The organism is Synechococcus sp. CBW1107, from assembly GCF_015841355.1.
GTDB lineage: Bacteria > Cyanobacteriota > Cyanobacteriia > PCC-6307 > Cyanobiaceae > Regnicoccus_A.
Genome location: NZ_CP064908.1, coordinates 1,406,341 through 1,432,531, shown reverse-complemented (window position 1 = coordinate 1,432,531; position 26,191 = coordinate 1,406,341). Strand labels below are relative to the sequence as shown.

Sequence of the window (26,191 nt, the reverse complement as noted above, 5' to 3'; positions counted from 1 at the left end):
CCCCTGAACGCATACCCGATATCTTCGAGCAGCTAGGTGCGGAGCTGCCTGTCTTCACCCAGATGATGGTGAATCTGAGTGCCCTGCTTCGTTCGACATTCTCCCTGTTCCTGATCGCCTTTCTGATCCTGGCCGCATGGCTGTTCGTCGGGTTCTACAACACTCCCCTAGGCAAGCGGAGAGTCGACGGCTTCGTCCTGAGGATTCCCCTGTTCGGTGACCTGATTCAGAAAACAGAAACAGCTCAGTTCTGCCGAACTTTCAGCTCACTGAGCAAAGCCGGTGTGCCGATTCTGATGAGCCTGGAGATCGTTCGCGACACCTCAAGAAATTCAATCTTTGCCGATACGATCGAGGACTGCAGAGTGGAGATACAGGATGGCATTCCGGTGAGCGTGGCCCTCTCCCGCAAGAACGTCTTTCCGGAAATGGCTCTCAGCATGCTGGCCATTGGCGAAGAGACCGGAGAGATGGATGCGATGCTCTCCAAGGTCGCCGATTTCTACGAAGACGAGGTGGAGGCGGCGGTCAAAGCACTGACCTCACTCCTGGAGCCCATCATGATCGTGATCGTCGGCATCATCGTGGGTGCGATTCTCGTGGCCATGTATCTACCGATGTTCTCGGTCTTCGACAAGATCCGCTGAGCCCATCGCCACCGGAAGTCCCTCGCGGGCCTCCCTGGCGATGGCACCTCCGGCCAGCCAGCCACTGGTCCAGCAGTGCTGGAAGTTGAAGCCGCCGGTGACTCCATCCACATCGAGCAGCTCGCCGGCGAAGTACAGGCCTGGATGCTTTCGGCTCTCCATCGTGGCCAGGTTCACCTCCCCCAGGGTGACGCCGCCGGCCGTGACGAATTCCTCACCGAAGGGGCCGCGGCCGCCCACCGCGTAGGTGCTGGAGCGCAGGGCGCCCAGCAGGCTGTCCTCATCGCGCCGGCGCAGATCAGCCCAACGCTGGTCGGGAGTCACCCCATGGCGCTCCAGCAGGTGGATCCAGAGGCGGCGGCTGAGCTCGGGCCAGGGGCGAGCATTGAGCAACTGGCGGCGGGCCTGCTCGGCGCGGGCGGTCTGGAAGCGCTGCGCCAACTCAGCGGCAGAGCAGCCGCCACTCCAGTCGATGCGCAGCTCGGCGCGGTAGCCGCTGTCCCTGAGCGCACGGGCCGCAAAGGCGGTGAGTCTCAAGGTGGCCGGACCGCTCACCCCCCAGCCGGTGATCAGCAGGGGTCCTCGCTCGCGAAAGCGACCGGAGGGCAGCCGCAGCTCCAGTCCCACCGGATCCATCACCACCCCGCGCAGGGCGGCCAGGGGGTTGGCCTCCAGGGCCAGGGTGAACAGGGAGGGTACCGGCGCCACCACGTCATGGCCCAACTGGCCCGCCAGCTGGCGGCCACTGGGATGGCCACCAGTGGCCAGCAGCAGGCGGGCGGCACCGAGGTCGCTGGCAGCCCCAGCAGGGGCCAGTCCCGGTGACAGGCGAAGCCGCAGCGTGAACCCACCACTCCCGCGTGGCTCCACCTGGCGCAGGGCGGCGCCCCTCCAGACAGTCACCCCGGCGGCGGCAGCCGCCGCTTCCAGGACGGCCACCACACTGCTGGAGCGGTTGCTGCGGGGAAAGAGGCGGCCGTCGGGCTCCTCCACCAGCTCCAGTCCCCGCTCGGCAAACCAGGCCAGGCAGTCGCCGGGTGCGAAGCGGCTGAACGGCCCGCGCAGGGCCCTCGACCCCCGGGGGTAATGGCCCACCAGGGCCAGGGGATCCCAGCAGGCATGGGTGACATTGCAGCGGCCACCGCCGCTGATCAGCACCTTGCCCAGCGGCTGGGGTGTGGCCTCCAGCAGCAGCACTCCCGCCAGCCCCTGCTCGGCGGCCGTGATGGCCGCCATGTAGCCCGCGGGCCCGCCTCCGGCGACCACCAGGGACCAGTCGACAGGCAGCATGGGCGAATGGGGCAGGGAGACAACGCGACGACACCCGTTGCCGGGGCCTACCGCTTCAGTGTGGCGCCGATGATGGACTGCACCGACCGGCACTTCCGGGTGCTGATGCGGCAGATCAGCCGCCGTGCCCTGCTCTACACCGAGATGGTGGTGGCCCAGGCCCTGCACCACGGCCGTCGTGACACGCTGCTGGACTTCGATCCCCAGGAACATCCCCTGGCCCTCCAGCTGGGGGGCGACGATCCGGCTCTCCTGTCGGAATCCGCACGACTGGCGGCGGCCTGGGGCTACGACGAGATCAACCTCAACGTGGGCTGCCCCAGCCCCAAGGTGCAGCAGGGTCGGTTCGGTGCCTGCCTGATGGCGGACCCCGACCGGGTGGCCCGCTGCGTGGAGGCGATGGCGACCGCGTCGTCCCTGCCGGTGACGGTCAAGCACCGCATCGGCATCGATGATCACGACAGCTATGACCTGCTGCTGGCCTTCGTGGACCGGGTGGCCGGCGCCGGCGCCAGCCGCTTCAGCGTGCATGCCCGCAAGGCCTGGCTCCATGGCCTGGATCCGAAGCAGAACCGCACGATTCCGCCCCTGCGCCACGACCTGGTGCATCAGCTCAAGCGGGACCGCCCCCTGCTCACGATCGAACTGAATGGCGGCCTGCTGAGCCTGGAGAACTGCCAGGAGCACCTGGATCAGGTGGACGGGGTGATGGTCGGGCGCGCCGCCTATGACCATCCGCTGCGCTGGGCCACGGTCGACCAGGACCTGTTCGGCTGCCGGGAGCGACCGCCGGTCTCGGCCTCAGCGGTGGTGCGGGGCCTGATTCCCCATGCCAGCCGCTGGTGCGGGGCGGGCCATCGGCTCTGGCCGATCGCCCGCCACCTCGTGCACCTGGTGGAGGGGATGCCCGGGGCCCGGCACTGGCGCCGCCGGCTGGGGGAGCGGGCGGGGGAGCGCAGCGCGGGCCCCGAGGTGCTGGAGGCCACCGCCCAGGAGCTGGAGCAGCAAGGCCTTTAGGCGGCTGGGACCGCGGGCCCCAGCCGCTCGCGGCAGTGCCTGAGCTGCTCGGCCACCCGCTCGAAACCCGTGCCCCCCTCACTGCGGCGGGCGGCCACCACCTGACGGGGCTCGATCGCGGCATGGATGTCCGCCTCGAAGGCGGGATGGAGCTGGCGCCAGCGCTCCAGGGACAGATCCCGCAGCAGCAGGCCCTCGGCCAGGCAGGTCTTCACCAGACCACCCACCAGCTGGTAGGCCTCGCGAAAGGGAACACCACGGGCCACCAGGTAGTCGGCCACATCGGTGGCATTGGAGAAATCAGCCCCCACGGCCTGCTCCAGCCGCTCGGGCCGGAAGCGGATGCCCTCCTCCATCAGGATCGCCATCGCCTCGAGGCAATCCGCGGTGGTGCGGACCACATCGAAGAGCGCCTCCTTGTCCTCCTGGAAGTCCTTGTTGTAGGCCAGGGGGAGCCCCTTGATCATCGTCAGCAACCCCATCAGGTGCCCGAACACCCGGCCGGCCTTGCCACGCACCAGCTCGGGCACGTCGGGGTTCTTCTTCTGGGGCATCAGGCTGCTGCCGGTGGCGCAGCGGTCAGTGAGGCGCACGAAGCCGAACTCCTCACTGGCCCAGAGAATCACCTCCTCCGAGAGGCGGCTGAGGTGGACCAGGATCAGACTGGCGGCAGCACTGAACTCCACGGCGAAATCGCGGTCGCTGACCGCATCGAGGCTGTTGGCATAGATCGCCTCGAAGCCCAGTTCCACGGCCGTGAGCCGCCGGTCGATCGGCACCGGTGTGCCGGCCAGGGCGGCCGCCCCCAGAGGTGAGATGTTCACCCGGCGGCGCACATCGGCAAGACGCTGCCGGTCGCGTTCGGCCATCTCCACATAGGCCAGCAGGTGGTGGGCCAGAGAGAGGGGCTGGGCCCTCTGCAGGTGCGTGTAGCCGGGTATGAGGGTGTGCAGGTGAGTCTCCGCCTGGTCGAGCAGGGCCTGCTGGAAGCGCCGCAGACCGGCATCGAGACCATCGATCGCCTGGCGCAGCCAGAGGCGCAGATCCGTGCCGACCTGGTCATTGCGGCTGCGGCCGGTGTGCAGCTTCTTGCCCAGGGGGCCGATCAGGGCGATCAGGCGGTGCTCCACCGCGAAGTGCACGTCCTCGGCCTCCACCCCGGGGCGGAACCGTCCCTCGGCCGCCTCCGTGCGCACCGTCTCGAGGGCCGCGATGAGTTGATCCGCCTCAGCGACGCTGATCACTCCGCAGCGGCCGAGCATGCGGGCATGGGCGACGGAGGCATCCAGGTCCTGCTGCAGCAGAGTGATGTCGAAGCCGATCGAGGCATTGAAGCGCTCGATGGCCGGGTGGAGCCCCTCCTCGAAACGGTCACTCCATCGCGCCGGTTGGGAAGCCTGTGCCGCCATCGAAGCCGAACCATGACGCGAAGCGTCAGCTTCGCATCCGAGCCTGGGACCCCACTCAACCCGGCAGGGTGGGGAGCATCACCTCCTCACGCACCTTCAGCACCACCATCGAGGCATCGTCGCTCAGCTGCCGGTCAGCACCCACGAAACGATCGAGCCGTTCGAACAGAGCATCGAGAACACCCTGGGCGCTCTTACCGGCCCGGCAGGCTTCTCCCAGGTGCCGCTGCAGGCGCTCCTCCTCGAAGCGCTCACCCGTGAGACCGAGGGCTTCACTGACCCCATCGGTGTAATAGAGCACCACATCCCCGGGCTCCAGCACCACCCGCTCGCAGCCGTACTGGGCCTCCGGTTGCAGGCCGATCAGCAGTCCCGGAGCATCGAGCCGCTCCACCCCGTGGCGCTGGTGCCGCCAGAGCAGGGGCGGATTGTGGGCGGCGTTGGCATAGCGGAGCACGCGGCTGCGGGGATCGAAGTCGGAGTAGAAGAGCGTGACGAAGCGATGCGAATGGGCCAGGTCCTCCTGGGCCAGTTCGTTGAGGTCGTGCAGGATCCGGTCGGGGGCATGGCCGCTCAGCACCTCGGCCCGCAGCATCCCCCGCAGCAGCGTCATCAGCAGGCCGGCGGGGACACCCTTGCCCATCACATCGCCCATCACCAGGGCCCAGCGAGAGGTTTCACGACGGCGTCCGCTGAGCCGGGGCCGGGTCGGGATGAAGTCGTAGTAGTCACCCCCCACCTCGAAGGCCGGCCGACAGCGGGCGGCCAGCTCCACTCCCTCAATCACCGGACAGTGGTCGGGAAGCAGCTGCGCCTGGATCTCGGCACCGGTGTTGAGCTGACGATCAAGGCGCTCATGACGGCGGCGGTCCTCCTGCAGCAGCTCGGTTTCGATCGCCACGCCCGTGAGATCGGCCACCAGCTGCACGTGGCGGCGGTGGACATCACTCCAGGTCAGACCTTCGGCGCTGCCGAAGACGTAGAGGCGTCCGCGGGTCCGGTTGCGGGCCACCACGGAGGTGCCGAACAGCTGCACCTCCCCCAGCAGCCGGCGCACCTGCAGATCGAGCTGGGAGACCTCCTCCTCCTCAGCCAGGCCAGCGGGCAGATCCAGCTCCCCCAGCAGCCGCACCAGTTCGCCGCTGCGGGAGGCGGGACTGGCCTGGGTGTGCTCCCGCCAGAGGCGCCCGTCGGGGTGGAAGACCACCAGCAGGCTGGCCTCAGCTCCCACCAGGCGGGACGACACCAGGGGAACCAGCTCGAGGAAGCGGTTCAGGTTGGTGAAGCTGCGCAGGGCGAAGCCGAGGGAGGCCAGCAGCTCCTGGTTGCGCCGTTGCTCCCGGCTGAGGCTGTCGAGCAGTTGCCGCAGGGAAGCCGATGCCGTGAGGGCCTGATGGGGCCGGGGCGGTGGCAGGGGCACGCGGGCTGGCGGCGTGCGGCTCGTAACAGGCGGCCGCAGGCGCCGAAGGTAGCAGGATTCCCCGGTTCAAGAGGCTCAGCTGGAGAGCAGGGCTTCGACGAACTCAAAGCTGTTGAAGGGCCTCAGATCGCGGATGCCCTCGCCGGCGCCGATGAAACGGATCGGCAGGCCGGCTTCGGAGGCCACCGCCAGGGCCACACCACCCCGGGCACTGCCATCCAGCTTGGTGAGCACCACCCCCGTGAGACCGGCGGCACTGGCGAAGGCCATCGCCTGGCGCAGACCGTTCTGCCCCTGGCTGGCATCAAGCACCAGCAGGGATTCCACCACCGCTTCCGGGGCCAGCTTGTCGACGATGCGCCGCACCTTGCTGAGTTCCTCCATCAGGTTGTTCTTGGTCTGCAGCCGGCCGGCCGTGTCCACCAGAACCAGTTCGATGCCCCTGGAGCGGGCCGCGCCGATGGCGTCGTAGACCACGGCGGCCGGATCGGCATTGGCACTGGGGTTGGCGATCACCGGCACTCCGCTGCGCTCGCCCCAGACGCTCACCTGCTGCACGGCGGCGGCGCGGAAGGTGTCGGCGGCGGCGATCAGGCAACTGTAGCCACTGCGCACCGCCAGATTGGCCAGCTTGCCCAGGGTGGTGGTTTTGCCGACACCGTTGACCCCCACCAGCAACCAGACATTGAGTCGGTCCCGCTGCGGGGCCAGCAGACGCTCGCCGCTGGCTTCGATCGGCGTCTCGAGCAGCCCGCGCAGCTGCTCCTTGAGAAAGCGGAGACCCTCCTCCGGCTCGACCACCTCTTCGTTCAGACGCCTGCGCAGGGCCTCGAGGACATGGTCGGTCGCCTGTACCCCCACGTCGGCGCGCAGCAGAGTGGTTTCCAGATCGTCGAGCACCTCCGGGGTGAGGGGATCGTCTCCGAGGTTGTCGAGCAGTTGGGTGACCAGGCCGCGGCGGGTCTTCTCCAGGCCGCGGCGCAGGCGGCTGAGCCAGTCGATCTCCTCAAGGGAAACCTGATCGGCGCGACGGCCCTGGGCCGCGAGCACCTCGGCGGACCAGGTGAACTCGGCATCGAAGGACCCCAGCTGTGGGCCGGCCTCCTCAGTCGTGGAGACCGGCGGCTCAGCCGTGGGTTCCGGCGTCGGCCGCGACTCGTCGGTGCCGGGAGCGAGCACGGTCCGCTGGCGCTCGGCCCGACTGGCCGCAGCCAGCTCCAGCAGGGAGGGGCCGGCGGCACCGGGAGGCTCCAGGGCTGGAGGTGGCTCAGGTGTGGTGGCTGACGCGGCTGGTGTGGTCGGATCCCCCGGAGTAGGGCTGGTCTCGGAGGAGTTCTCCGGCTCAGCGGCGGCGACGGGTTCAGGTTGAGGCGTTGCGGCCGGAACGGGTTCAGGCTCTGGTTCAGCGACCTGGTCTTCGGCGGCTGGCCGGCTGCGCTCCTGCTCGGCCTTGAGGCGGGCATAGGCCTGACGGGCCCAGTCCAGGGCATCCTGATCGACAGCGGCTGGCGTGGCTGGCGCCTGGACCACCGCCTCCGCTGCGGGTTGAGTGGCCGAGGCGGCTGGATCTGGCGCGTCTGACAGGCCGGAGGCACGGTCAGCGACCATGTCCTCGCCAGCCTGCTTGACCGGCGTGGGCTCAGCCTCAGGCTCGGTGGAAGTGGTGCGCCGCCGGAACCAGTCGAAGACCATGCTTGCTCAGGAGACGGAGGTGGTGAGGCGACGCAGGATCCCATTGATCATCCGGCGGCCCTGATCATCGCTGTAGCGGTTGGCCAGCTCCACGGCCTCGTTGCAGGCCACCGGGGCCGGCGTTCCGAAGGTGTGGAGATCCACGGCCGCCAGCCGCAGGATGTCGCGGTCGATGCGGGGAAGGCGGCCGAGGCGCCAGCCTTCCATCACGGCATCGAGACGGGAATCCAGGGCATCCCGGTCCTGAAGCACAGCGCGGGTGCGGGCGATCGCCCCCTCACGGATCTCGCTCTGGTCGGCGAGCATCAGCAGACGCGGCAGCTCCAGGCTGGCCGAGAGCCGATTGAGGGCCTGCTCGGCATGGGTCAGCCCCCGCTGCAGATGATCCCGAACCCGGGAAATCTGATCGGCACCATCGATCAGTTCGCTGTCGAGCAGCTGCTGCTGGGCCTGCTGCAGATCGAGCTCGGAGTTGTCCAGGGCGTCGCGCACATGCTGGGCCAGGCTGGCGAGAGCCTGCTGCAACAGGCTCTCGAGCGGCAGATCGGCCGGCGGAACGCGGTCATTGACCTGGCCCAGCATCAGCAGGGCCAGTTCTCTGGAGATGGATCGACTCGGCATCGGGTGGGGCGAGGGGGGCAGACCGCGGTTCAGGGCTTGTTGGGAGGGGCGGAGGAGAAAACGGGGGCGCGCAGCTGGGCGAGAAGACTGGAGAAGCTGCGGCTGGCCGGGGTTTCACGCTCATCATCGGGGCTGACGATCCCAGCGGAGATGATCGTGCGGAAGGCATCCTCCACCGAGAGGTCCAGATCGCGGACCGCGGTTTCAGGCACCACGGCGTACCAGCCGGTGGTGGGGTTGGGAGCCGTGGGAATGAACACACTCAGCATCGGTTGATCAAAGCCCCCCTGCATCGCAGTGCCGAGAACCCCGGTGACAAACCCGAGGGCAAACAGGCCCTTGCGTGGATATTCCACCAGGACCACCCGGCGGAAGCGGGTGGAATTGTCTCGGAAGACCGTTTCAAGCAATTGCTTGAGAGTCTTGTAGACCGAACCGGCGAGGGGAATTCGCTGGAGGGTTCCCTCACCGAAATCGAGCAGCCAGCGCCCGACGATGTTGCGGGCCATCAGACCGATCAGCAGGATCCCCAACAGAGGAACCAGCAACCCCACCCCCAGGTTGATCAACTCCTGGAGGAGGGGATTGAGGGTATTGAAAGGATTGAATTGCTTGGGAATCGAGGTGAGAAAGGCGAGCACGAAGCGGCTCACCGTGGTCGCCAGCCAGATGGTGGTGGCCAGGGGAATGACCACCAGCAGACCGGCGATCAGATCATTCTTGAGGTCCTGCTGCAACCGGGTCCCCAAGGGTTGATCAGGTCTGGGGCTCGTCTGCACCAAGGATGGTCCCGGTTGTCCGGTGTTCGGATTGCTGTGAGCAACCTAGCCAGCCGCCTGGGGGGGCAGCAGCGTCCGGGATGGTTCCGAGGGATTTCAGAGCAACGCGGCCAGAGCCAGCAGGGTGAAGGCCACGGCCAGCACGGCGGCCGAGCCGGTGCCGGCATAGCGGCGTTGATTCACCGCCAGACCCTGAGCCCGCTCGGCCTCCTTGAACTGCTGTTCCATCTGCTGCAGCTGGCGATCGATGAAACCACGGGCCGCCTGTTGCTTCTGTTCCTCGGTGGCCTGGGGCGGCACCTGCCCGGACTGCTCAGCCTGGCGCACCAGTTGTTCCAGCACCTGCGGATTCTGGCTCTGCTGCTTGGCCATCTCCAGCTGACTGCGCTGGGCGGTCAGGGTCTGCTCGGTCTTGGCGGTCAGCACACCATCGCCGCTGATCGCCACCGGCACCGACACCGCCAGGGCAATGGCAAGAACGGCCGCCAGAGCGGCCACCAGCCAACGCAGGGGGGAGCGGGGGTCGGTCTGGTCGAGGCGGGAGCCGAACAGAGCCAGCAGCAGGCCCACCAGCGCCATCGGCGACTGGGTGATCAGACGCTCGATCACCATCTGGCGGAACGCCTCCTCCTGCCAGCTCCAGGCGGAAAGCACCGCCGCCAGCTGCAGCCCCAGCAGCACGACGAGGGTGAGGCCGAGCCAGCGCAGGAGATAGCCAAGACGGCTGGTTGGGGCAGTGGTCACAGCAGGATGGCAATCAGGGGCAACTGTACGGGTGAGATCAGGCCATCCCCAGCAACCGGTCGCTCCGGCCGGCACGGAGCACCGCCTCCAGGACCTGGCGATCGCGCTCAAGGCCCAGGCCAGGGCGTTGGGCTTCGAACCGGTGGGCCTGGCCGCCTTGCCAGGCGATGGGCGGATCCCCCTGCGCACGGCGGCGCTCGAGCGCTGGCTGGAGGCCGGTCACCAGGCCGGTATGGCCTGGATGAACGATCCGCGCCGCCGCCAGGTCAGCAGCCTGCTGCCCGGTGTGCGCAGCCTGCTGGCGGTGGGACTGAACTATCACGTGGCCGCCAAGCGGGCCCCGGGCAGCCTGGCCGTCGCCCGCTACGGCTGGGGCAGGGACTATCACCGGGTGATCGATGGACGTCTGCGCCGCCTGGGGCGCTGGCTGGAGAAGCAGTGCCCTGGCTTGAGCTGGCGGGCCTGCGTCGACAGCGCTCCCCTGCTGGACAAGGCCTGGGCCGAGCAGGCGGGTCTGGGCTGGATCGGCAAGAACGGCAACCTGATCCACCCCCGCCGGGGGTCGTGGATGGTGATCGGCCACCTCCTCACCACCGCCGATCTCCCAGGAGATGCTCCCTCTGAACCTCTCTGCGGACGCTGCAGCCGCTGCATCGAGGCCTGCCCGACCGGCGCCATCAGCGAGCCCTTTGTGGTGGATGCCAACCGCTGCCTGGCCTATCACACGATCGAAAACCGCGACGACACCCTCCCGCCCGCCATGGCCGCGGCCATGGGTCCCTGGGTTGCTGGCTGCGACATCTGCCAGGACGTGTGCCCATGGAATCAGCAGCCGCTTCCCAGTTCGGAGGATCCTGACCTGCAGCCCAGGGACTGGTTGCTGACTCTGCACGCCGAGGAGGCCCTCGGCTGGAGTGATGCCGACTGGGATGAGCGGCTGCGTGGTTCCGCCCTGCGCCGGATCAAGCCCTGGATGTGGCGGCGCAATCTGCGGTCGGCCCAGCCTGGGACACCAGAAGCGGACCCCTAGGCTGATTCCCGGATCGAACGGCTGGCATGGCTCCGCGCTGGTTCAACTTTCTGGCGACGGCTCCGCTGGCCCTGACCCTGGCAATCGCGCCTGCCACCCCCGCACAGGCTCTCGTTCCCTACGTGTACGTCCCCAAGGGGGAGGAGCTGGAGGCGGCGGGGCTGGGCATCGCCCAGGCGGCCACGCGCCTGTTACGGCTGGGACAGGCCGAAGACGCGGCTCGCCTGGCGGGCCTCACGGTGCAGCTGCTGCCCAACGATCCCCGCGGCTGGGTGCTGCTGGCGGAAGCGCAGCTGCGCAGCAATCAGATCAAGGCCGCCGGCCAGTCCCTGGCGCGCGCCAAACAGCTCGATCCGCGCAACCCCGGCATCTGGTTCGCGGAAGGCTCCCTGGCCCTGCGGGACGGTCAGCCCGGCCAGGCCATCGGTCTGCTGCAAACCGGTCTGAAGCTCGACAGCAAGAATCCCGGCGCCCATTTCGACCTGGGCAATGCCCACCTGCTGCTCAACGATCCCCAGGCGGCCCTGGGGTCCTTTGAGCGGGCCTCGAACCTGCGCAAGGATTTCTGGGAGGCGATCAACAACCAGGGACTGGTGCTCTACGAGATCGGCCGCACGGACGACGCCATCCGGCGCTGGCGCCGGGCCCTGGAGATCAACCCCAAGGCCGCCGAACCCATGCTCGCCCTGGCCGCGGCGCTGAATGCCCGGCCGGGCGATCAGAAGGAAGCTCTGGACATGGCCAGCCAGGCGCTGGCGATCGAACCCAACTATGTGCTGGAGGCCTACCAGAAGGAACAGCTCTGGGGCCCGCGACTGCGCGACAGCACCCGGGTGCTGCTTGAGAACCCGGCGATCAAGGCCGCCACTGACCGGGCCAATGCCAACGCCACCGGCAGCAGCGACGGGGAGGACTCCGGGGAGGAGTGAGACAGGACGCAGGATGGAACCTCTCCGGGGAGGATCTGTAGGCTGAGCCCCTTCCGCCCTCAGACCCCAGAACCGGATGGCCGAGGAGCGCGTCCAGCCCATCTCCCTGCATCAGGAGATGCAGCGCTCGTACCTCGAGTACGCGATGAGCGTGATCGTGGGCCGCGCCCTTCCCGATGTGCGCGATGGTCTCAAACCCGTGCAGCGCCGCATCCTGTTCGCGATGCATGAACTGGGGCTGACCCCGGACCGTCCGTACCGCAAATGTGCCCGGGTGGTGGGTGATGTGCTCGGGAAGTACCACCCCCATGGCGACCAGGCGGTCTACGACGCTCTGGTGCGCCAGGTGCAGACCTTCGCCAGCCGCCATCCGCTGCTGGATGGCCACGGCAACTTCGGTTCGGTCGACGACGACCCGCCGGCGGCCATGCGCTACACCGAAACCCGGCTGGCTCCGATCGCACACCAGGCGCTCCTGGATGAGATCGGAAGCGACACGGTCGATTTCACCTCCAACTTCGATGGCTCCCAGCAGGAGCCCACGGTGCTGCCGGCCCAGCTGCCGTTTCTGCTGCTCAACGGCTGCTCGGGTATCGCTGTGGGCATGGCCACCAGCATCCCCCCCCACAACCTGGGCGAGGTGGTCGACGCCCTCATCGCTCTGATCCGCAAGCCTGAGCTGAGCGACGAGAAACTGCTCGAACTGGTGCCCGGGCCCGACTTCCCCACCGGAGGGGAGGTGCTGGTGGGCAGCGGCGTGCGCGACACCTACCTGCACGGGCGCGGCAGCATCCCGATGCGTGGCATCGCCCACATCGAGGAAGTCCAGCCCGGCAAGGGCCGGCACCGCCGCAGTGCCGTGGTGATCACCGAGTTGCCGTATCAGCTGAGCAAGGCCGGCTGGATCGAGAAGCTCGCCGAGCAGGTGAACGACGGCAAGATCGGCGGGATCGCCGACATCCGCGACGAGAGCGACCGCGAAGGGATGCGTGTCGTGATCGAGCTGCGCCGGGATGCCGAGGCCACCAAGGTGCTCACCGACCTGCAACGGCGCACCTCTCTGCAGAGCAATTTCGGCGCCATCCTGCTCGCCCTGGTGAACGGGCAGCCCCAGCAGCTAAGCCTGCGCCAGATGCTCAACCAGTTCCTGGAGTACCGGGAACACACCCTGATCCGCCGCACCAGCCATTCCCTACGACGCACCGAGGACCGGCTCGAAGTGGTGGAAGGGCTGATCCGTGCCCTCGAAGCCCTGCCGGAGGTGATCGAGAGGATCCAGGGGTCCACGGATGCCGCCAGTGCCAGAGCCAGCCTGCAGGTGCACTTCGACCTGAGTGAACGCCAGGCCGATGCCGTGCTGGCCATGCCGCTGCGCAGGCTCACGAGTCTGGAGCAGGACGGACTGCGCAAGGAGTCCGCGGAGCTGCTGGAGGAACGGGAACGGCTGCGTCACCTGCTCGACGATCGACCGGCCCTGCTCGATGCCATGGTGAGCGAACTCAAGGCCCTCAGGAAGCGCTACTCCACTCCCCGCCGCACCAGGCTGGTGGCCGGCGGTGACGATCTGGTGGCCCAACGGGCGGCCGCAGTGCGGCCCAACACCGAACTGCAACGCCAGCAGGCCCTCGAGTCCCTGCCCGGAGATGGGCGGCTGCTGATTCAGGCCGATGGGGTGGTGCGGATCGTGGCCCCCCAGGTGCTGGGGCGGCTGCACCTCGATGAAGCGGCACCGCTTGGGGACCATCCGGCCCCGGCCCGTCTGATCCTGCCGGTGGCCGACAAGCCCTCCCTGCTGGCCTTCAGCGCCAGTGGCCGGGTGGCCATGCTGCGCTGGGAATTCGCCGCCCAGCAGCCCGGTTCCCTGGAGAAGTTCCTGCCCGAGAGCCTGCTGGGCGATCCGATCGTGGAGGTGCTGCCCCTGCCGCAGAAGCCCACGGGAACCCTGGGTCTGCTCAGCAGCGATGGCCGCTTCAAACGGCTGCCGATCGAGGCGTTCAGCGAACTCTCCGGCCGGGCCGCCACCGTGCTGAAGCTCAGGGACGGCGTGCAGCTTCGCCGGGTCGTGCCCTGCACGGACGGTCAGGACCTGGTGGTGGCCAGCACCACTGGCCGCCTGCTCAGACTGGCGGTGAATGACGACACCCTCCCGCTGATGGGCAAGGCCGCGCAGGGTCCGATGCTGTTGCGCCTGCTGCCAGGCGAAAGCGTGGTGGGGGCGGCCTGCGTCGATCCGGGGACCGACGTGCTGCTGGTCAGCCGCCACAGCCAGCTGAAGCGGCTTCAGGTGGAGAGCCTGCGCCGCTGCGAGCGTGGCGACCTGGGTCAGATCGGCCTGCGCTTCCGCCAGCGGGAGGATGAACTGGCCGATCTTCAGGCAGGACGCTCATCCATCGTGGCCCTGAGGTTCTCCTCGGGTCGCAGCGCGCGTCTGGTGGTGTCCGACCTGCAGCGCAGCACGGCCGAGGAAGGCCCGGCCGAACCGCTCTGGCCCTGTTCAGCCGATGAAACCGTGCTGGAGCTGGTGCCCTTGCTCAGCTGAGAAGCTCGAGTCAGACACGGGCTGCCAGGCCCGTGGGCTCGAGCATCAACTTGCTGGACCGCACGGACTCGTCCATGTCGATCGGGTAGTTGCCATCGAAGCAGGCGGTGCAGAAGTGAGAGGCGTTGTCGTGGGCCGCTTCAAGCATGCCCTCCTGGCTGAGATAGGCCAGGGAATCAACCTGGAGGTGATCGGTGATCTCCTGGAGATTGAGGCGAGCAGCAATCAGCTGATCCTGGTTGTCGGTGTCGATGCCGTAGAAGCAGGGGTGGGTGACGGGCGGTGAACTGATCCGCATGTGCACCTCGGTGGCACCGGCCTCACGCAGAGCGAGCACCAGCTTGCGGCTGGTGGTGCCCCGCACGATCGAATCGTCGATCACCACCACACGTTTGCCGGAGAGCACATCCGGCAGGGGGTTGAGCTTGACGCGGATGCCCGCCTCCCGCATCGCCTGGGTGGGTTGAATGAAGGTGCGGCCCACGTACCGGTTCTTGATCAGGCCATCCGCGAAGGGAATGCCGCTGGCCTTGGAGAACCCGATGGCGGCGGGAATGCCGGAATCGGGAACGCCGATCACGATGTCGGCCTCCACCGCCGTTTCCCGAGCCAGCACCTCACCGATGCGGTGGCGGTAGCTGTAGAGGGATTCGCCGAAGAAGCGACTGTCGGGCCGGGCGAAGTAGATCATCTCGAACACGCAGAGCTTGGTGGGCTCATCGCACCAGCGCTGACGGGCCGGCAGCGGGTCCCCGGCACTGAAGCGGATCAGTTCACCGGGTCCCACGTCACCGTCGTAGGCGGCACCGATGATGTCGAGTCCGCAGGTCTCACTACTCACGACCCACTGGCCCTGGTGCTTGTCGCCGAGGTGGCCGAACACCAGGGGGCGCACCCCATGGCCGTCGCGCAGGGCGAACAGCCCATCGGGGGTACCGATCGCCAGGCTGAAGGCGCCGCGGCAGCGGCCCGCCGCATCACGGATCGCCTCCTCCCAGCCCAGTCCTCCATCGACGGCGTGCTGGAGAGCGAAGGCGATCAGCTCCGAGTCGGTGGTGGACGTGAACTGGATCTCACTGGCCTGCACCGACTGGCGCAGATCCTCGACATTGACCAGGTTGCCGTTGTGGGCCAGGGCGAACGGGCCGAGTCGGGTCATCAGCACCACGGGCTGCGCATTGCAGACCCGGCTGCTGCCGGTGGTGGAATAGCGGTTGTGGCCCACAGCCAGATCACCGGGCATGCGCTCGAGCACGTCCTGATCAAACACCTGGCTCACCAGGCCCATGTCCTTGTGCAGCCGCACCTTGTCGCCGTTGAATACAGCGATGCCAGCCGACTCCTGGCCCCGGTGCTGCAGGGCGTAGAGGCCGAAATAGGTGAGGTTGGCCACCTGCTGGCCAGGGGCATACACGGCAAAGACCCCACAGGCCTCTTCCATCCGGTCGGGCCGTTCCGGCGTGGGGTGCGCGCTTGCCACAGGCCCGTTCACCTTTCTTTTACCTTTGCATTGTGCCTCAGCCAGCCGCGGCCAGTCGGCGCGGCAGTGCGTTCTCATAGCTTGCGCTCAGCTCCTCCACCTGCAGAGACAGGAGGACGGTGCCGTTCTGCTCGATAATCAGGGCTGCGCCGGCTTCAGCCACCCGACCGACCTGCGTCGCCAGCACTGGCGGTCCATCAGCCTGCCGCGCCGCCAGCAGGTCCTGCCAGGCCTGCTCCTGAGAAGGTCGGAGCGACACCAGCACCCGGGCACCCCCTTCGGCGAAGAGCAGGCGATCCAGGCGGCCCGCATCGGCGGGAAGCTCCAGAACGGCACCGAACCCTGAGGCGATGCAGGCTTCGGCGGCCGCCACCGCGAGACCACCGTCGCTGAGATCGTGGGCGGAGGCCACCAGGCCCGCCGTGATCGCCTGGCGCAGCAGGCCCTGCACCGCCCGCTCCAGCGTCAGGTCGGTCAGCGGGGGCCGGCCCGTGGCCAGACCATGGACACTCTCCAGATAGCTGGAGGCGGCCAGAGCCAGCCGCCCATCGACGTCGCTGTCCGCCAGGGGAACCCCCAGCAGCCAGATCTGGGCACCCTCAGCCTGCCAGGCCAGGCCCGTGACGTGATCGAGGTCGTGCACGAGTCCCACCATCCCCACCACGGGGGTGGGATGGATCGGCTGCAGGCTGCCATCGGGCCGCCGGGTTTCGTTGTACAGCGAAACGTTGCCGCCGGTGACGGGAGTGTTCAGTGCCCGGCAGGCCTCCGACAGACCGCGGCAGGCCATGGCCAGCTGCCAGTAGCCGGTGGGGGTCTCCGGGGAAGGGAAGTTGAGGTTGTCGGTGACCGCCAGGGGTTCAGCCCCCACGCAGCTGAGGTTGCGGGCCGCTTCGGCCACCGCCGCCGCCGCCCCCCGCTCCGGATCCAGGGCCACCCAGCGGTTGGGACAGTCGACAGTGGCAGCGACGCCGCGCCTGGCGGCCTCCATGGCGCCCTCACCCCGCTGGGGCCGCAGGCGCACCACGGCCGCATCGGCGCCGCCCGGAGGCATCACCGTGTTGGCCTGCACCTGGTGGTCGTACTGGCGATAGACCCAGCGTTTGCTGGCGATGGTGGGGTCATCGAGCAGGCGGAGCAGCACGGCACCCCACCCCAGGGACTCACCCGCCAGAGGACCGCCGGCCGGTGTGATGCCCTCGGCGGTGGCGGCGGGAAGGTCGGTCTCGCTCCAGCGCCAGTGGGCCTGGATGGCAGCCGGAGGCTCACTGATCAGCTCGTGGTGGTTGATCGGGGTGTCATCGGCGAGGGCGCTGGCGGGAACCTCCGCCGCCACCAGGCCTCCCTGAAGCACCCGCACCACGTTGTCGGCCAGCACACGGCCCACCACAGCCGCCTGAAGGCCCCAGCGGGTGAAGCGCTCCATCAGCGCCTCCTCCCGGCCGGGTTTGACCACGAACAGCATCCGCTCCTGCGACTCGCTGAGCAGGAAGTCGTAGGCGCTCATGCCGCTCTCCCGTGCCGGCACCCGGTCGAGATCGAGCTCGATGCCCAGACCCCCTTTGGCGGCCATCTCCGAACAGCTGCAGGTGAGGCCAGCCGCCCCCATGTCCTGGGCGGCAAGCACATCGCCACTCTGGAACGCCTCCAGGCAGGCCTCGATCAGCCCCTTTTCCAGAAAGGGATCGCCCACCTGCACCGCCGGGCGGTCATCCAGTGATGCGGCACTCAGCTCGGCAGAAGCAAAGCTGGCGCCGCCCATGCCGTCGCGGCCGGTGGTGCTGCCCACGTACACCACAGGATGTCCCACCCCCACAGCCCCGGAGCAGACGATCTCCTCGGTTTCCATCAGCCCCAGGGCCATGGCGTTCACGAGGGGGTTGCCGGAATAGCTGGGGTCGAAAGCCACCTCACCCCCCACCGTGGGCACCCCCACACAGTTGCCGTAGTGGGCGATGCCGGCCACCACGCCCTCCATCAGGCCGACGTTGCGCTCGTCCTCGAGCGGCCCGAAGCGCAGGGCGTTGAGCAGGGCAATCGGCCGGGCCCCCATCGTGAAGATGTCGCGCAGGATGCCACCCACCCCGGTGGCCGCCCCCTGGAACGGCTCGACGGCGGAGGGATGGTTGTGGCTCTCGATCTTGAAGGCGAGCCGTTGGCCCTCACCCAGGTCCACCACACCGGCGTTCTCACCGGGACCCACCAGAATGCGCGGCCCACTGGTGGGGAAGCCCTGGAGCAATGGCCTGGAGTTGCGGTAACAGCAATGCTCCGACCACATCACCCCGAACATGCCCAGCTCGGCGCGGTTGGGAGCGCGGCCGAGGCGGCGGCAGATCTCGTCGTAGTCGGCCTGGCTGAGGCCCTCCTGGCGCAGGGCCTCGGCGACCGGGAAGGAGGGTATGGCAACCACAGCGGGGACTCATCAGGATTCCAGTGTGGCCGAACCCGTGGCCGCGACCGGCGGCAGATCGGGTTCAGATCCATGGATCGTCCGGATCGAGCGGATCGGCATCGTGGGACTGTGACCGGTGTCGCGCGGCCCGGCGCTGTCGCGGTGCCGAATCCTCACGCACGGGTTCCCCCCAGCCCTCCGGGTCATCCCAGTCCTCCCGCTCGTCAAGCCGACTGAGGGGCCGGTCCTCCAGGCGGACTTCGGGCTCGAGAGGATCAGGCTCCTGCCAGGGCGGCTCCTCCAGCCAACCCTCCAGCCGCTCCTCGAAGCGTCCCCCCACCTCCTCGAACTGCTCCCGCCAGCGGCGGGAGCGCCGCAGCAACTCCTGACGCACGCTGGCGCGGGCCAGGGGCAGATCGTCCAGGCCCTGCAGAGTGGTCATCACCTGCCCGGGCTGCTGATCGACGATGCGATCGGGCGACAGCAGCCAACGGCTGCTGCCGGGCAGACGCGGATCGCTGCGGGCCACCAGATAGTCGAGGATGCGACCGCTGCGCAACTCCACGTTGGCGTCGGCAATCACACCCAGCAGTTGGTTGCCGCCCCCGAGCAGGGCAGCTTCGAAGAGGGTGGGCAAGCGCTCGAGGGTGGCCGGGTCGGTGTCCGCGGGATCTCCCTGCACGAGAGCCTCCTGGTCGGTGAGCCCGCGCAGCTGATTGAGCCGCCACACCAGGCGGCGGGGACCGAAGGCCGAAGGCTTGCTCACCCAGCCCAGCAGGCGGTGCACGGGAGGGTGCATCCAGCCCTGCAGACCAGCACCATGGTCGATCCCCTGATTGCAGCGCACCCGGCGCCGGAGCAGGTCGCTGAGCAGCAGTTGCTCGGGGAGGGTCACGGCCTCAGCTGCGGATCTGAACGGGCATCACCAGGTAGGTGAAGGTGGGATCCTGCGCGGAGGTGAGCACCGCCGGAGTCGTGGGGGCATTGCAGCGCAGCTCCACCCGCTCGGGGGTCATCGCCTTGAGCCCATCGAGCAGGTAGCGGACGTTGAAGGCGATCTCGATCGGATCACCGCTGATCACCGCCGGCAGGTCTTCGGAGCCGCTGCCCACGTCCTGAGCATCGGCACTGATGTGCAACTGGCCGCTGCCAGGATCACTGCTGAGCTTCACGACATTGTTGTGCTGGTCGGCCAGCACCGCCACCCGCTCGAGGGCCTGGATCAAGCCGCGGCGATCCAGATCAAGGGTTCGGCTGAAGCGATCGGGGATCAGCTGCCGGTAATTGGGGTAAGTGCCATCGAGGCTCCGGCTGGTGAGCACCTGGTCGGCCCAGAGGAACACCACCTGCCCGCGATCGCAGTAGAGGCTCACCGGGTCGTCACTGCTGCAGGCAGAGAGCAACCGCTCCAGTTCACGCAGAGAGCGGGCCGGCACCGTGACCGCGAAAGGTTCGCTGCCGTCCTCGGCGCCGGAGAAGGCCTTCTCGAGGCGGAGCACCGAGAGACGATGCCCGTCCGTGGCCGCGCATTCCAGATCCTGGTCGGCCAGGCCCAGGTGAACGCCGGTGAGCAACTGCTTGGCCTCATCGCCGCTGCTGGCAAACAGGGTGGCCCGCAACCCCTTCACCAGGGCCTCCGGTTGCAGGCGCAGAGGAGTGCCGGTCTGAACGAGAGGAAGATCGGGAAAGTCCTCGGCGGAGAGACCGCGCATCTGGTAGCTGCCGGAGCGGCTGGTGAGCTCCACCTGCTCCTGCCCTTCCTCACAGCTCAGGCTGATCGGGCTGTCGCTGGACAGTCGCGACACGATTTCCCCGAAGAGGCGCGAGGGCAGGGTGATGGTGCCACTGCTCTCCACCGACGCCGGCAGGCTGGTCTGGATCCCGAGGCTGAGATCGAAGCCGGTGAGGCTGAGCCGACCGGTGCCGGCATCGGCGGTGAGCAGCACGTTGGCCAGCACCGGGTGGGTGGGACGTGAAGCCACGGCACGGCTGACCAGCTGAAGGCTGGCGCTCAGTTCCGCCTGAGAGCAGACCAGCTTCATCGCGACACAACTCCGGAAAGGACACACCCCTAAGGGCCCCACCACGCTTCCACACCGCTGTCAGAAGCGCAACGAGAACAAGCCGGCCCCGAGCCCGATTCCCCCGAGCTTTCCCCCACCTTTCACTGGTTTTGGATTGATTGAAAAAAAGAAGAAATTCAATCCGTAGTCGTAGGGGCTGGGGAAAAAGAGGAAAACGTCTCTATTCCAGCTCAGGACTGGATTTCTTTGAATCAGAGCTGAGGAATGCGTGCTCGAAAGACGACCGAATTCAAGGTTTTCCACTCTTTCCCGGATCTGGGGAAAACCCTGGCGTCTCAGGGGGTGTTCTCTCTGCCCCAGTTCTCCCCAGGCCGGGCCCCCTTTTCCCATGGACGCTTTGCCCACTGACACCCCAGCCAAAAGCCCCAGGCCGGAATTCCGGCCTGGGGCTTTTGGCTGCTGGGTTCAGCGTTCCGGGCTCAGAAGCCCATCACCTTGGCCACCACATCCACCTCAGGGGCCAGGCCGGCATGGAAGGCCCCATCGCAGTTGTCGATGGCGGTGTTGGGATCCTTCAGGCCATTGCCGGTCAGCACGCAGACCACCGTGGCTCCTGCGGGCACCTGCTCCGCCTGCTGCAGCAGACCGGCCACCGAGGCAGCGCTGGCCGGTTCGCAGAACACACCTTCCTCCCGGCCGAGCAATTGGTAGGCCTCGAGAATGTCCTGGTCGGTGACGGCGTGGAAGCTGCCTCCACTCTGCTCACGCACGGCGAGGGCCTTCTCACGGTTGGCGGGATTGCCGATCCGGATCGCGGTGGCGATCGTGTCGGGTTGATCCACCGTGTGACCCAGCACCAACGGCGCGGAGCCACTGGCCTGGAACCCCATCATCCGGGGAAGACGTCGGCTGAGGCCGGCCTGCCGGTACTCCTGGAAGCCCATCCAGTAGGCACTGATGTTGCCGGCGTTGCCCATGGGGATGCAGAGCCAGTCGGGGGCGTCACCGAGGGCATCCACCACTTCGAAGGCGGCGGTCTTCTGCCCCTGCAGGCGGTAAGGGTTGAGGGAATTGACCAGTGTGACCGGGTAGGCATCGGCCACCTCGCGCACGATGGCCAGGGCACGATCGAAGTTCCCCTTCACCGCCAGCACCTCAGCGCCGTACACCAGGGCCTGGGCCAGCTTGCCCTGGGCCACATAGCCATCAGGGATCAGGACGAAGGCACGCATGCCACCGCGGCGGGCATAAGCCGCGGCGGCGGCACTGGTGTTGCCGGTGCTGGCGCAGATCACCGCCTCGGCGCCGGCTTCCCGCGCCTTGCTCACCGCCATGGTCATCCCCCGGTCCTTGAAGCTGCCGGTGGGATTGAGGCCGTCGTATTTGAGAAACACCTTGATGCCGCGGCCCAGGCGTGCCGCCACGGCCGGCGCCGGGATCAGGGGAGTCGCGCCTTCCCGCAGGGTGATCACCGGTGTGGCCTCACTCACCGGCAGCCAGCGGCGGTACGCCTCGATCAGCCCCGGCCAGTCCTGCATCGTTGGCTGCTGGCCCAGTCGCCGAAGAGCTGAAAGCAGGGGCACGTCGGCAGGCGGTCAGGCTGAGACGAATCTACGCGCCAAGTCCCCACCAGCGGTTCAGGAGGTTTGCGTCGGGCCTCAGGGGGCCGGTACCGGTGCCGCGGGGGAGGACTCTGACGTGGAGTCCGTCTTGGAGCCGGTCTTGGACTGATCGCCGCTGCCTGGCTTCACGGCTCCATCGCCGCGCAGCCCGTCGAGGGGGGATTCGGAGAAGAAGCGCACAAGATCGGAAATCGAGCTCGCCTTGCCGATGACACCCAGCAGGGCCGGGATGTTCACCGCCAGCTCCTGGGCCGGATAGGCCTGCAGGAACCCGGTGGCCGTGAGGCTGCCGTTGCCGTTGGCCAGTCCGGTGATCAGGGCGCCACGGATGGCCTGGACACCCATCTGCGGCGCCCTCAGAGGAGCGAAGATCCCCGCCAGCCGCTGGAGCAGTGCCTCGCCGATCCGCGTCGAGAGCAGCCGGCTGGTGAGTACCAGCGGCAGAGAAAGTTGTTGATTGAGCAGCTTGGACACCGAGGCCGGATCCTGCCGGCTGAAGTGGAGCACATCCCTCAGCAGCCCGCGGGCCTCACCCGTCTGGGCCAGGTGTTCCAGGTCGGCCACCGGAATCGAGCGCCGGAAGGCTCCGCTCACGAACACCACCTGTTCGGCAGCATGAACAGGCAGTCCTGGCGCTGCCGCACTCAGCGAGAGCCCCAGCAGGACGGCCAGGAGTTTGGGCGGACGAGCCAAGAGCTGAAATCCTGGTGATCAATCAACTCTAAGAGCTGCCCGTGGCACTGAGAACAGCGCTCTGGCGCAGCTCGGGGGCCACCAGCACGTCGCGCAGAAGACGTACCACGCTTCGCTCCGCCAGACCCTGGGCCAGCTGCACGCCCATGCGGCGCAGATCGGGTTCCCCCAGGAGCCGGGGCAGCCGACGCAGCAGCAACCGAGGTTCGAAGCCGGGCAGCTCACGCAGGATCGTCAGCAGTTGCTGCACCGGCTCGAGGCTGAGCAGGGCGTCCTCCTCACTCTCGAGCAGGGGGCTGCGCAGTCCGGGCGGTTGCAGGCGGCGAGGCAGGCGCCGACCCAGCCGGCGGAAGGCCTGCCAGCTGATCGCGTCCACCCTGTCCACTAGGGCATCCACCAGCTGCTGGCGCAGCAGGCCGCCCTTGGGGGAGAAGAGGAAATCGATCACCTGATCGAGCAGTCCCTCCAGATCCAGCTGGTCCTGAAGCGAGGCGCTGCTGATCAGATTCTCGAGCCGCTGCCAACGGAAGTCATCGCCGTCGAAGAGCATCTCGCGCAGGCTGCTGCGCAGGGCCGGATCGGGATCCTCCATCAGCCGCCGGGCGAAGTAGGGGTAGGCGGCACCGAGGATCTTGAAGTCGGGGTCCACGCTCAGGGCGATGCCCTCCAGCGTCACCAGCGAGCGGATGATCAGGGCGTAGTAGGGCGGCACCTGGAACGGAAACCTGTACATCACTCCGGAGAGATCGTCCGTGACGGCTTTGAAATCCATGCGGCTGACACCCATCTCCAAGGCCTGGCCGAAGACATTCTCGAAGGCCGGAACGATCGGTTCGAGATTCACCTCTTCCCCGAGGAATCCGAGATTGACGAAATCACGCGAGAGCGAGCTGAAGTTGCGGTTCACCAGGTGAACGACAGCTTGGATCAGGCCTGTTCTCGATTCGCGGCTCACTTCGCTCATCATGCCGAAGTCGAGATAGGCCAAACGGCCGTCAGGGAGGGCCAGCAGGTTGCCCGGGTGGGGGTCGGCATGGAAAAAGCCATGCTCCAGCAACTGTTGCAGACTGCAGTTCACCCCCACCTGCACCATGTCGTCTGGATTGATGCCCAGGGCACGCACGGCCTCCAGGTTGGTGAGCTTCACCCCGTCGATCCACTCCATCGTGAGAACCCGGCGGCTGGTGACTTCGCGATAGATGCGCGGCACGGCAATCCGGGGATTGTGCTGATGGAGTCGTGCGAAATGTTCGGCATTGCTGGCTTCGTTGAGGTAATCCATCTCCTCGAAGACGCGCTTGCCGAGCTCATCGATCAGGGCCACCAGATCACTGCGGATCAGGCGCACGTTCCTGTTCAGCCAGGCGGCGATCTGGCGCACGATGTAAAGGTCGAGGGTGATCTGCTCGCGCAGCCCGGGACGTTGCACCTTCACCGCCACGGCCTCGCCGCTGAGCAGGACCCCCCGGTGCACCTGGCCCAGGGAGGCTGCCGAGATGGGCTCACGGTCCAGCTGGCGGAACAGGCTGTTCACCGGTGCGCCGAGGTCTTCCTCGATGCAGGCCATCGCCAGGGAGCTGTCGAAGCCCGGCAGCTGGTCCTGCAGCTGGGCCAGTTCCTCCAGCAGCACCGGCGGGATGATGTCCGGCCGGGTGGAGAGGGCCTGGCCGGCCTTGATGAAGGCGGGTCCAAGGGCCGCCAGAAGTTCGGCACATTCCCGTGCCCGCTCCCGTGCCCGTTTTTCGTTGCTGAGCGTCCCGAGCAACTTGTCGAAGCCCACGCCGATCAGAAACAGGCTGATGGGCACGAGGGTCTGCCAGAGACGGCGCAGCAGCCGACGGGGGTGGCCGGAGTAGATCCGCGAGATGGTCTGCGGGTCGTAGCTCAACAGACCGGCGGCTTCGATGAAGTCGCTGAGTTCCTCGGCGCTGCTGGTGCGTTCGGCGATCGTGTCCCCGGTGATCGTGGCCTGATCCGAGAGGACCATCAGGGAGGAGTTCGACTGTTTCTCTTCTAAACGAAAGCAACCGCCGCTACGGTCTGGGCACTCACCGGAGGCCGGCGTGCTCACGGGTCTGCGTCTGGAGAACATCGCCCTGATCGATGCTCTGGATCTCAGTTTCAGGCCCGGGTTCACCGTTCTCACCGGGGAGACCGGCGCGGGCAAATCTCTCCTCCTCGATGCCCTCGATGCCCTGCTCGGCGGAGCCCAGGGGGGTGAGGGCCTGCGGCTGCTGCGCCCGGGCTGTGAACGGGCGTGCATCGAAGCCGGTTTCTCCTTTTCGGAGCCGGTGCGGTCATGGCTGATCCAGCAGGACCTTGAGCCGCTGGACTCCGATCTGATCATCAGCCGGGAGTGGCGCCAGCAGGAGGACCGCATCAGCAGCCGTGGCCGCATCAATGGAGTGATCGTCAACCGCGCCCAGTTGCTGGAGCTGCGCCCTCTGCTGCTGGAGCTCACCGTTCAGGGGCAGACCCAGCAGCTGGGGCGTCCGGGGCAGCAGCGGCGCTGGCTGGATCGCTTCGGTGGGGAACCGATCGCCGAGGCTCTGCTGGCGGCCCGCACGGCCGTGCGGGCCTGGAAGGATGCGGCTGCGGCCCTGGACACCGCCAGAGCCGAGCAGGAGCGTCAGCAGTTCGATCGGCAACGACGACTGCAGCTGCTGGAGGATCTGGAGGCGGCGCAGCTCGACGACCCCCAGGAGCGCCAGCGCCTGCAGGGGGAGCAGGACCGGCTGGCCCACGCAGTCCGCTTGCAGGAGGGGGTGACGACGGTGAGCGGGCGGCTGGTGGAGGGTCTGGAGGGTGCCCCGTCGGTGCTCGATCACCTCGCCGCCATCGAGCAGGAGCTGCAGCATCTGCAGGGGTACGATGCGGGCCTGCGGCCCTGGCTGGAGCGCTGTACCGAGGCGGTCCTGCTGCTGCAGGAGCTGGCCTCGGGGCTGGATCGTTATGGCGCTGGCCTGGAGAGTGATCCTGAAACCCTTTCGGGACTGCAGGAGCGGATGGCCCAGCTCAGGGCCCTGGAGCGGCGCCACGGCCAGGACCTCGGGGCCCTGATCGCTCTACGGGATGATCTCCGCCGCCAGTTCGATGCCACCGGGGTCGAGGCCTCGCTGCGTCAGTTGGAGCAGCAGGAGGAGAGCAGTCGCTTCCGGCGTGATCAGGCCTGCGCACGGCTCAGCCAGCGACGCCGTGTCGCCGCCACCGCCCTGGAGCGGCAGTTGATGGACACCCTGAGGCCACTGGGGCTGGCCCACGTGCGCTTCTCGGTCTCGATCGAACCGGCCCCGCCCGGTGACGATGGGGCCGATGCGATTGGATTCCTGTTCTCGGCCAACCCCGGTCAGCCACTGGCCCCCCTGCAGGAGGTGGCCTCCGGCGGGGAGATGAGCCGCTTCCTGCTGGCTCTGAAAACCTGCCTGGCGGCGGCCGATCCCCATGTCACCCTGCTGTTCGATGAAATCGACAGCGGCGTCAGCGGCAGGGTCAGCGGGGCCATCGCCGCCCTGCTGCGTCGCCTTGCCGAGCAGCGCCAGGTGTTCTGTGTCACCCACCAGCCCCTGGTGGCCGCCATGGCCCAGCACCACTTCCGCGTGAGCAAGCAGGTCGACGCGGGCCGCACCCGGACAGGGGTGACTGCTCTGCAGGACAGCGGAGAGAGGGAGCGGGAACTGGCCGAGCTCGCCGGAGGCGATTCCGGTGAAACCCGCAGTTACGTGGCCAGCCTGCTGCAGCAGGGAGCCTCATGAGCCGCAGGAGCAGCCCGTAGACTCCAGGCTGTCAGGGTCGCTGAATGCCCCGCGCCAGATCCGTCTCCGGATCCAAGAGCTCCGCCACGAATGGAGGAGGCCCCGAGG

The 26,191-nt window shown here is 67.7% G+C and carries 19 protein-coding genes and 1 pseudogene; 6 read left to right on the top strand and 14 right to left on the bottom strand.

The window, feature by feature from the left end:
* Nucleotides 1–20: 20 nt before the first annotated feature.
* A pseudogene (locus I1E95_RS07425) lies at nucleotides 21–647 on the top strand (type II secretion system F family protein); the annotation flags it as partial.
* On the opposite strand, the gene I1E95_RS07420 reads toward I1E95_RS07425, so the two are convergent.
* Nucleotides 612–1,937 carry an NAD(P)/FAD-dependent oxidoreductase gene (locus tag I1E95_RS07420; protein WP_197166642.1) on the bottom strand — a complete coding sequence of 442 codons (1,326 nt, stop codon included), beginning with the start codon at nucleotides 1,935–1,937 and terminating at the stop codon, nucleotides 612–614. The pseudogene I1E95_RS07425 and the gene I1E95_RS07420 sit on opposite strands and share 36 nt — an antisense overlap.
* A 6-nt stretch (nucleotides 1,938–1,943) precedes the next feature.
* On the opposite strand from I1E95_RS07420, the gene dusA reads away from it, so the two are divergent.
* Nucleotides 1,944–2,954, top strand: a complete 1,011-nt coding sequence (gene dusA, locus I1E95_RS07415; protein WP_197166641.1) for a tRNA dihydrouridine(20/20a) synthase DusA — start codon at nucleotides 1,944–1,946, stop codon at nucleotides 2,952–2,954.
* Here dusA and argH read toward each other — a convergent pair.
* The 6 genes from argH to I1E95_RS07385 form a co-directional block, all read right to left on the bottom strand.
* Entirely contained in the window at nucleotides 2,951–4,363 is a 1,413-nt protein-coding gene (argH, locus tag I1E95_RS07410; protein WP_197166640.1) for an argininosuccinate lyase, read from the bottom strand. The two genes, dusA and argH, sit on opposite strands and share 4 nt — an antisense overlap.
* Nucleotides 4,364–4,418: 55 nt before the next feature.
* Complete coding sequence (locus tag I1E95_RS07405; protein ID WP_197166639.1) at nucleotides 4,419–5,783, bottom strand: PP2C family protein-serine/threonine phosphatase; 1,365 nt, start codon at nucleotides 5,781–5,783, stop codon at nucleotides 4,419–4,421.
* Between the two features lie 75 nt (nucleotides 5,784–5,858).
* Entirely contained in the window at nucleotides 5,859–7,475 is a 1,617-nt protein-coding gene (ftsY, locus tag I1E95_RS07400) for a signal recognition particle-docking protein FtsY (RefSeq protein ID WP_197166638.1), read from the bottom strand.
* Between the two features lie 6 nt (nucleotides 7,476–7,481).
* Nucleotides 7,482–8,096 carry a transcription antitermination factor NusB gene (gene nusB, locus I1E95_RS07395; RefSeq protein WP_197166636.1) on the bottom strand — a complete coding sequence of 205 codons (615 nt, stop codon included), beginning with the start codon at nucleotides 8,094–8,096 and terminating at the stop codon, nucleotides 7,482–7,484.
* Between the two features lie 29 nt (nucleotides 8,097–8,125).
* Nucleotides 8,126–8,878 carry a DUF502 domain-containing protein gene (locus I1E95_RS07390; RefSeq protein WP_197166634.1) on the bottom strand — a complete coding sequence of 251 codons (753 nt, stop codon included), beginning with the start codon at nucleotides 8,876–8,878 and terminating at the stop codon, nucleotides 8,126–8,128.
* 93 nt (nucleotides 8,879–8,971) lie between these two features.
* Complete coding sequence (locus I1E95_RS07385; protein WP_197166633.1) at nucleotides 8,972–9,619, bottom strand: HpsJ family protein; 648 nt, start codon at nucleotides 9,617–9,619, stop codon at nucleotides 8,972–8,974.
* A gap of 31 nt (nucleotides 9,620–9,650) precedes the next feature.
* Here I1E95_RS07385 and queG point away from each other — a divergent pair, with 31 nt between their 5' ends.
* The 3 genes from queG to I1E95_RS07370 all read left to right on the top strand — a co-directional run bounded on the left by queG (nucleotide 9,651) and on the right by I1E95_RS07370 (nucleotide 14,117).
* Nucleotides 9,651–10,649, top strand: coding sequence for a tRNA epoxyqueuosine(34) reductase QueG (gene queG, locus I1E95_RS07380; protein ID WP_231594928.1), 999 nt, complete (start codon nucleotides 9,651–9,653; stop codon nucleotides 10,647–10,649).
* Nucleotides 10,650–10,675: 26 nt separating this feature from the next.
* The gene (locus tag I1E95_RS07375) at nucleotides 10,676–11,578 is read left to right on the top strand and encodes a tetratricopeptide repeat protein (protein ID WP_197166631.1); all 903 of its coding nucleotides are present in this window, start codon (nucleotides 10,676–10,678) and stop codon (nucleotides 11,576–11,578) included.
* Between the two features lie 76 nt (nucleotides 11,579–11,654).
* Nucleotides 11,655–14,117, top strand: coding sequence for a DNA topoisomerase (ATP-hydrolyzing) subunit A (locus I1E95_RS07370; RefSeq protein WP_197166622.1), 2,463 nt, complete (start codon nucleotides 11,655–11,657; stop codon nucleotides 14,115–14,117).
* A 10-nt stretch (nucleotides 14,118–14,127) separates the two neighbouring features.
* Here I1E95_RS07370 and purF read toward each other — a convergent pair whose 3' ends face one another.
* From purF to I1E95_RS07335, 7 genes are all read right to left on the bottom strand, one after another.
* Nucleotides 14,128–15,558: an amidophosphoribosyltransferase gene (purF, locus tag I1E95_RS07365; protein ID WP_231594927.1), complete on the bottom strand. Its 1,431-nt coding sequence runs from the start codon at nucleotides 15,556–15,558 to the stop codon at nucleotides 14,128–14,130.
* Between the two features lie 76 nt (nucleotides 15,559–15,634).
* Nucleotides 15,635–18,010 carry a phosphoribosylformylglycinamidine synthase subunit PurL gene (gene purL / locus I1E95_RS07360; protein WP_197166619.1) on the bottom strand — a complete coding sequence of 792 codons (2,376 nt, stop codon included), beginning with the start codon at nucleotides 18,008–18,010 and terminating at the stop codon, nucleotides 15,635–15,637.
* Between the two features lie 64 nt (nucleotides 18,011–18,074).
* The gene (locus tag I1E95_RS07355) at nucleotides 18,075–18,887 is read right to left on the bottom strand and encodes an RNA methyltransferase (RefSeq protein WP_197166611.1); all 813 of its coding nucleotides are present in this window, start codon (nucleotides 18,885–18,887) and stop codon (nucleotides 18,075–18,077) included.
* Between the two features lie 4 nt (nucleotides 18,888–18,891).
* Nucleotides 18,892–20,034 (bottom strand): DNA polymerase III subunit beta, encoded by a 1,143-nt coding sequence (gene dnaN, locus I1E95_RS07350; protein WP_197166610.1) that lies wholly within the window; start codon nucleotides 20,032–20,034, stop codon nucleotides 18,892–18,894.
* A gap of 461 nt (nucleotides 20,035–20,495) precedes the next feature.
* Nucleotides 20,496–21,554: a threonine synthase gene (gene thrC / locus I1E95_RS07345; RefSeq protein ID WP_197166608.1), complete on the bottom strand. Its 1,059-nt coding sequence runs from the start codon at nucleotides 21,552–21,554 to the stop codon at nucleotides 20,496–20,498.
* Between the two features lie 120 nt (nucleotides 21,555–21,674).
* Nucleotides 21,675–22,331: an alpha/beta hydrolase gene (locus I1E95_RS07340; protein WP_197166607.1), complete on the bottom strand. Its 657-nt coding sequence runs from the start codon at nucleotides 22,329–22,331 to the stop codon at nucleotides 21,675–21,677.
* Nucleotides 22,332–22,359: 28 nt separating this feature from the next.
* Complete coding sequence (locus tag I1E95_RS07335) at nucleotides 22,360–24,318, bottom strand: AarF/ABC1/UbiB kinase family protein (protein ID WP_231594926.1); 1,959 nt, start codon at nucleotides 24,316–24,318, stop codon at nucleotides 22,360–22,362.
* Nucleotides 24,319–24,394: 76 nt separating this feature from the next.
* Between I1E95_RS07335 and recN the strand changes: the two genes are divergently transcribed.
* Complete coding sequence (gene recN / locus I1E95_RS07330) at nucleotides 24,395–26,083, top strand: DNA repair protein RecN (protein WP_197166606.1); 1,689 nt, start codon at nucleotides 24,395–24,397, stop codon at nucleotides 26,081–26,083.
* Nucleotides 26,084–26,191: the final 108 nt, after the last annotated feature.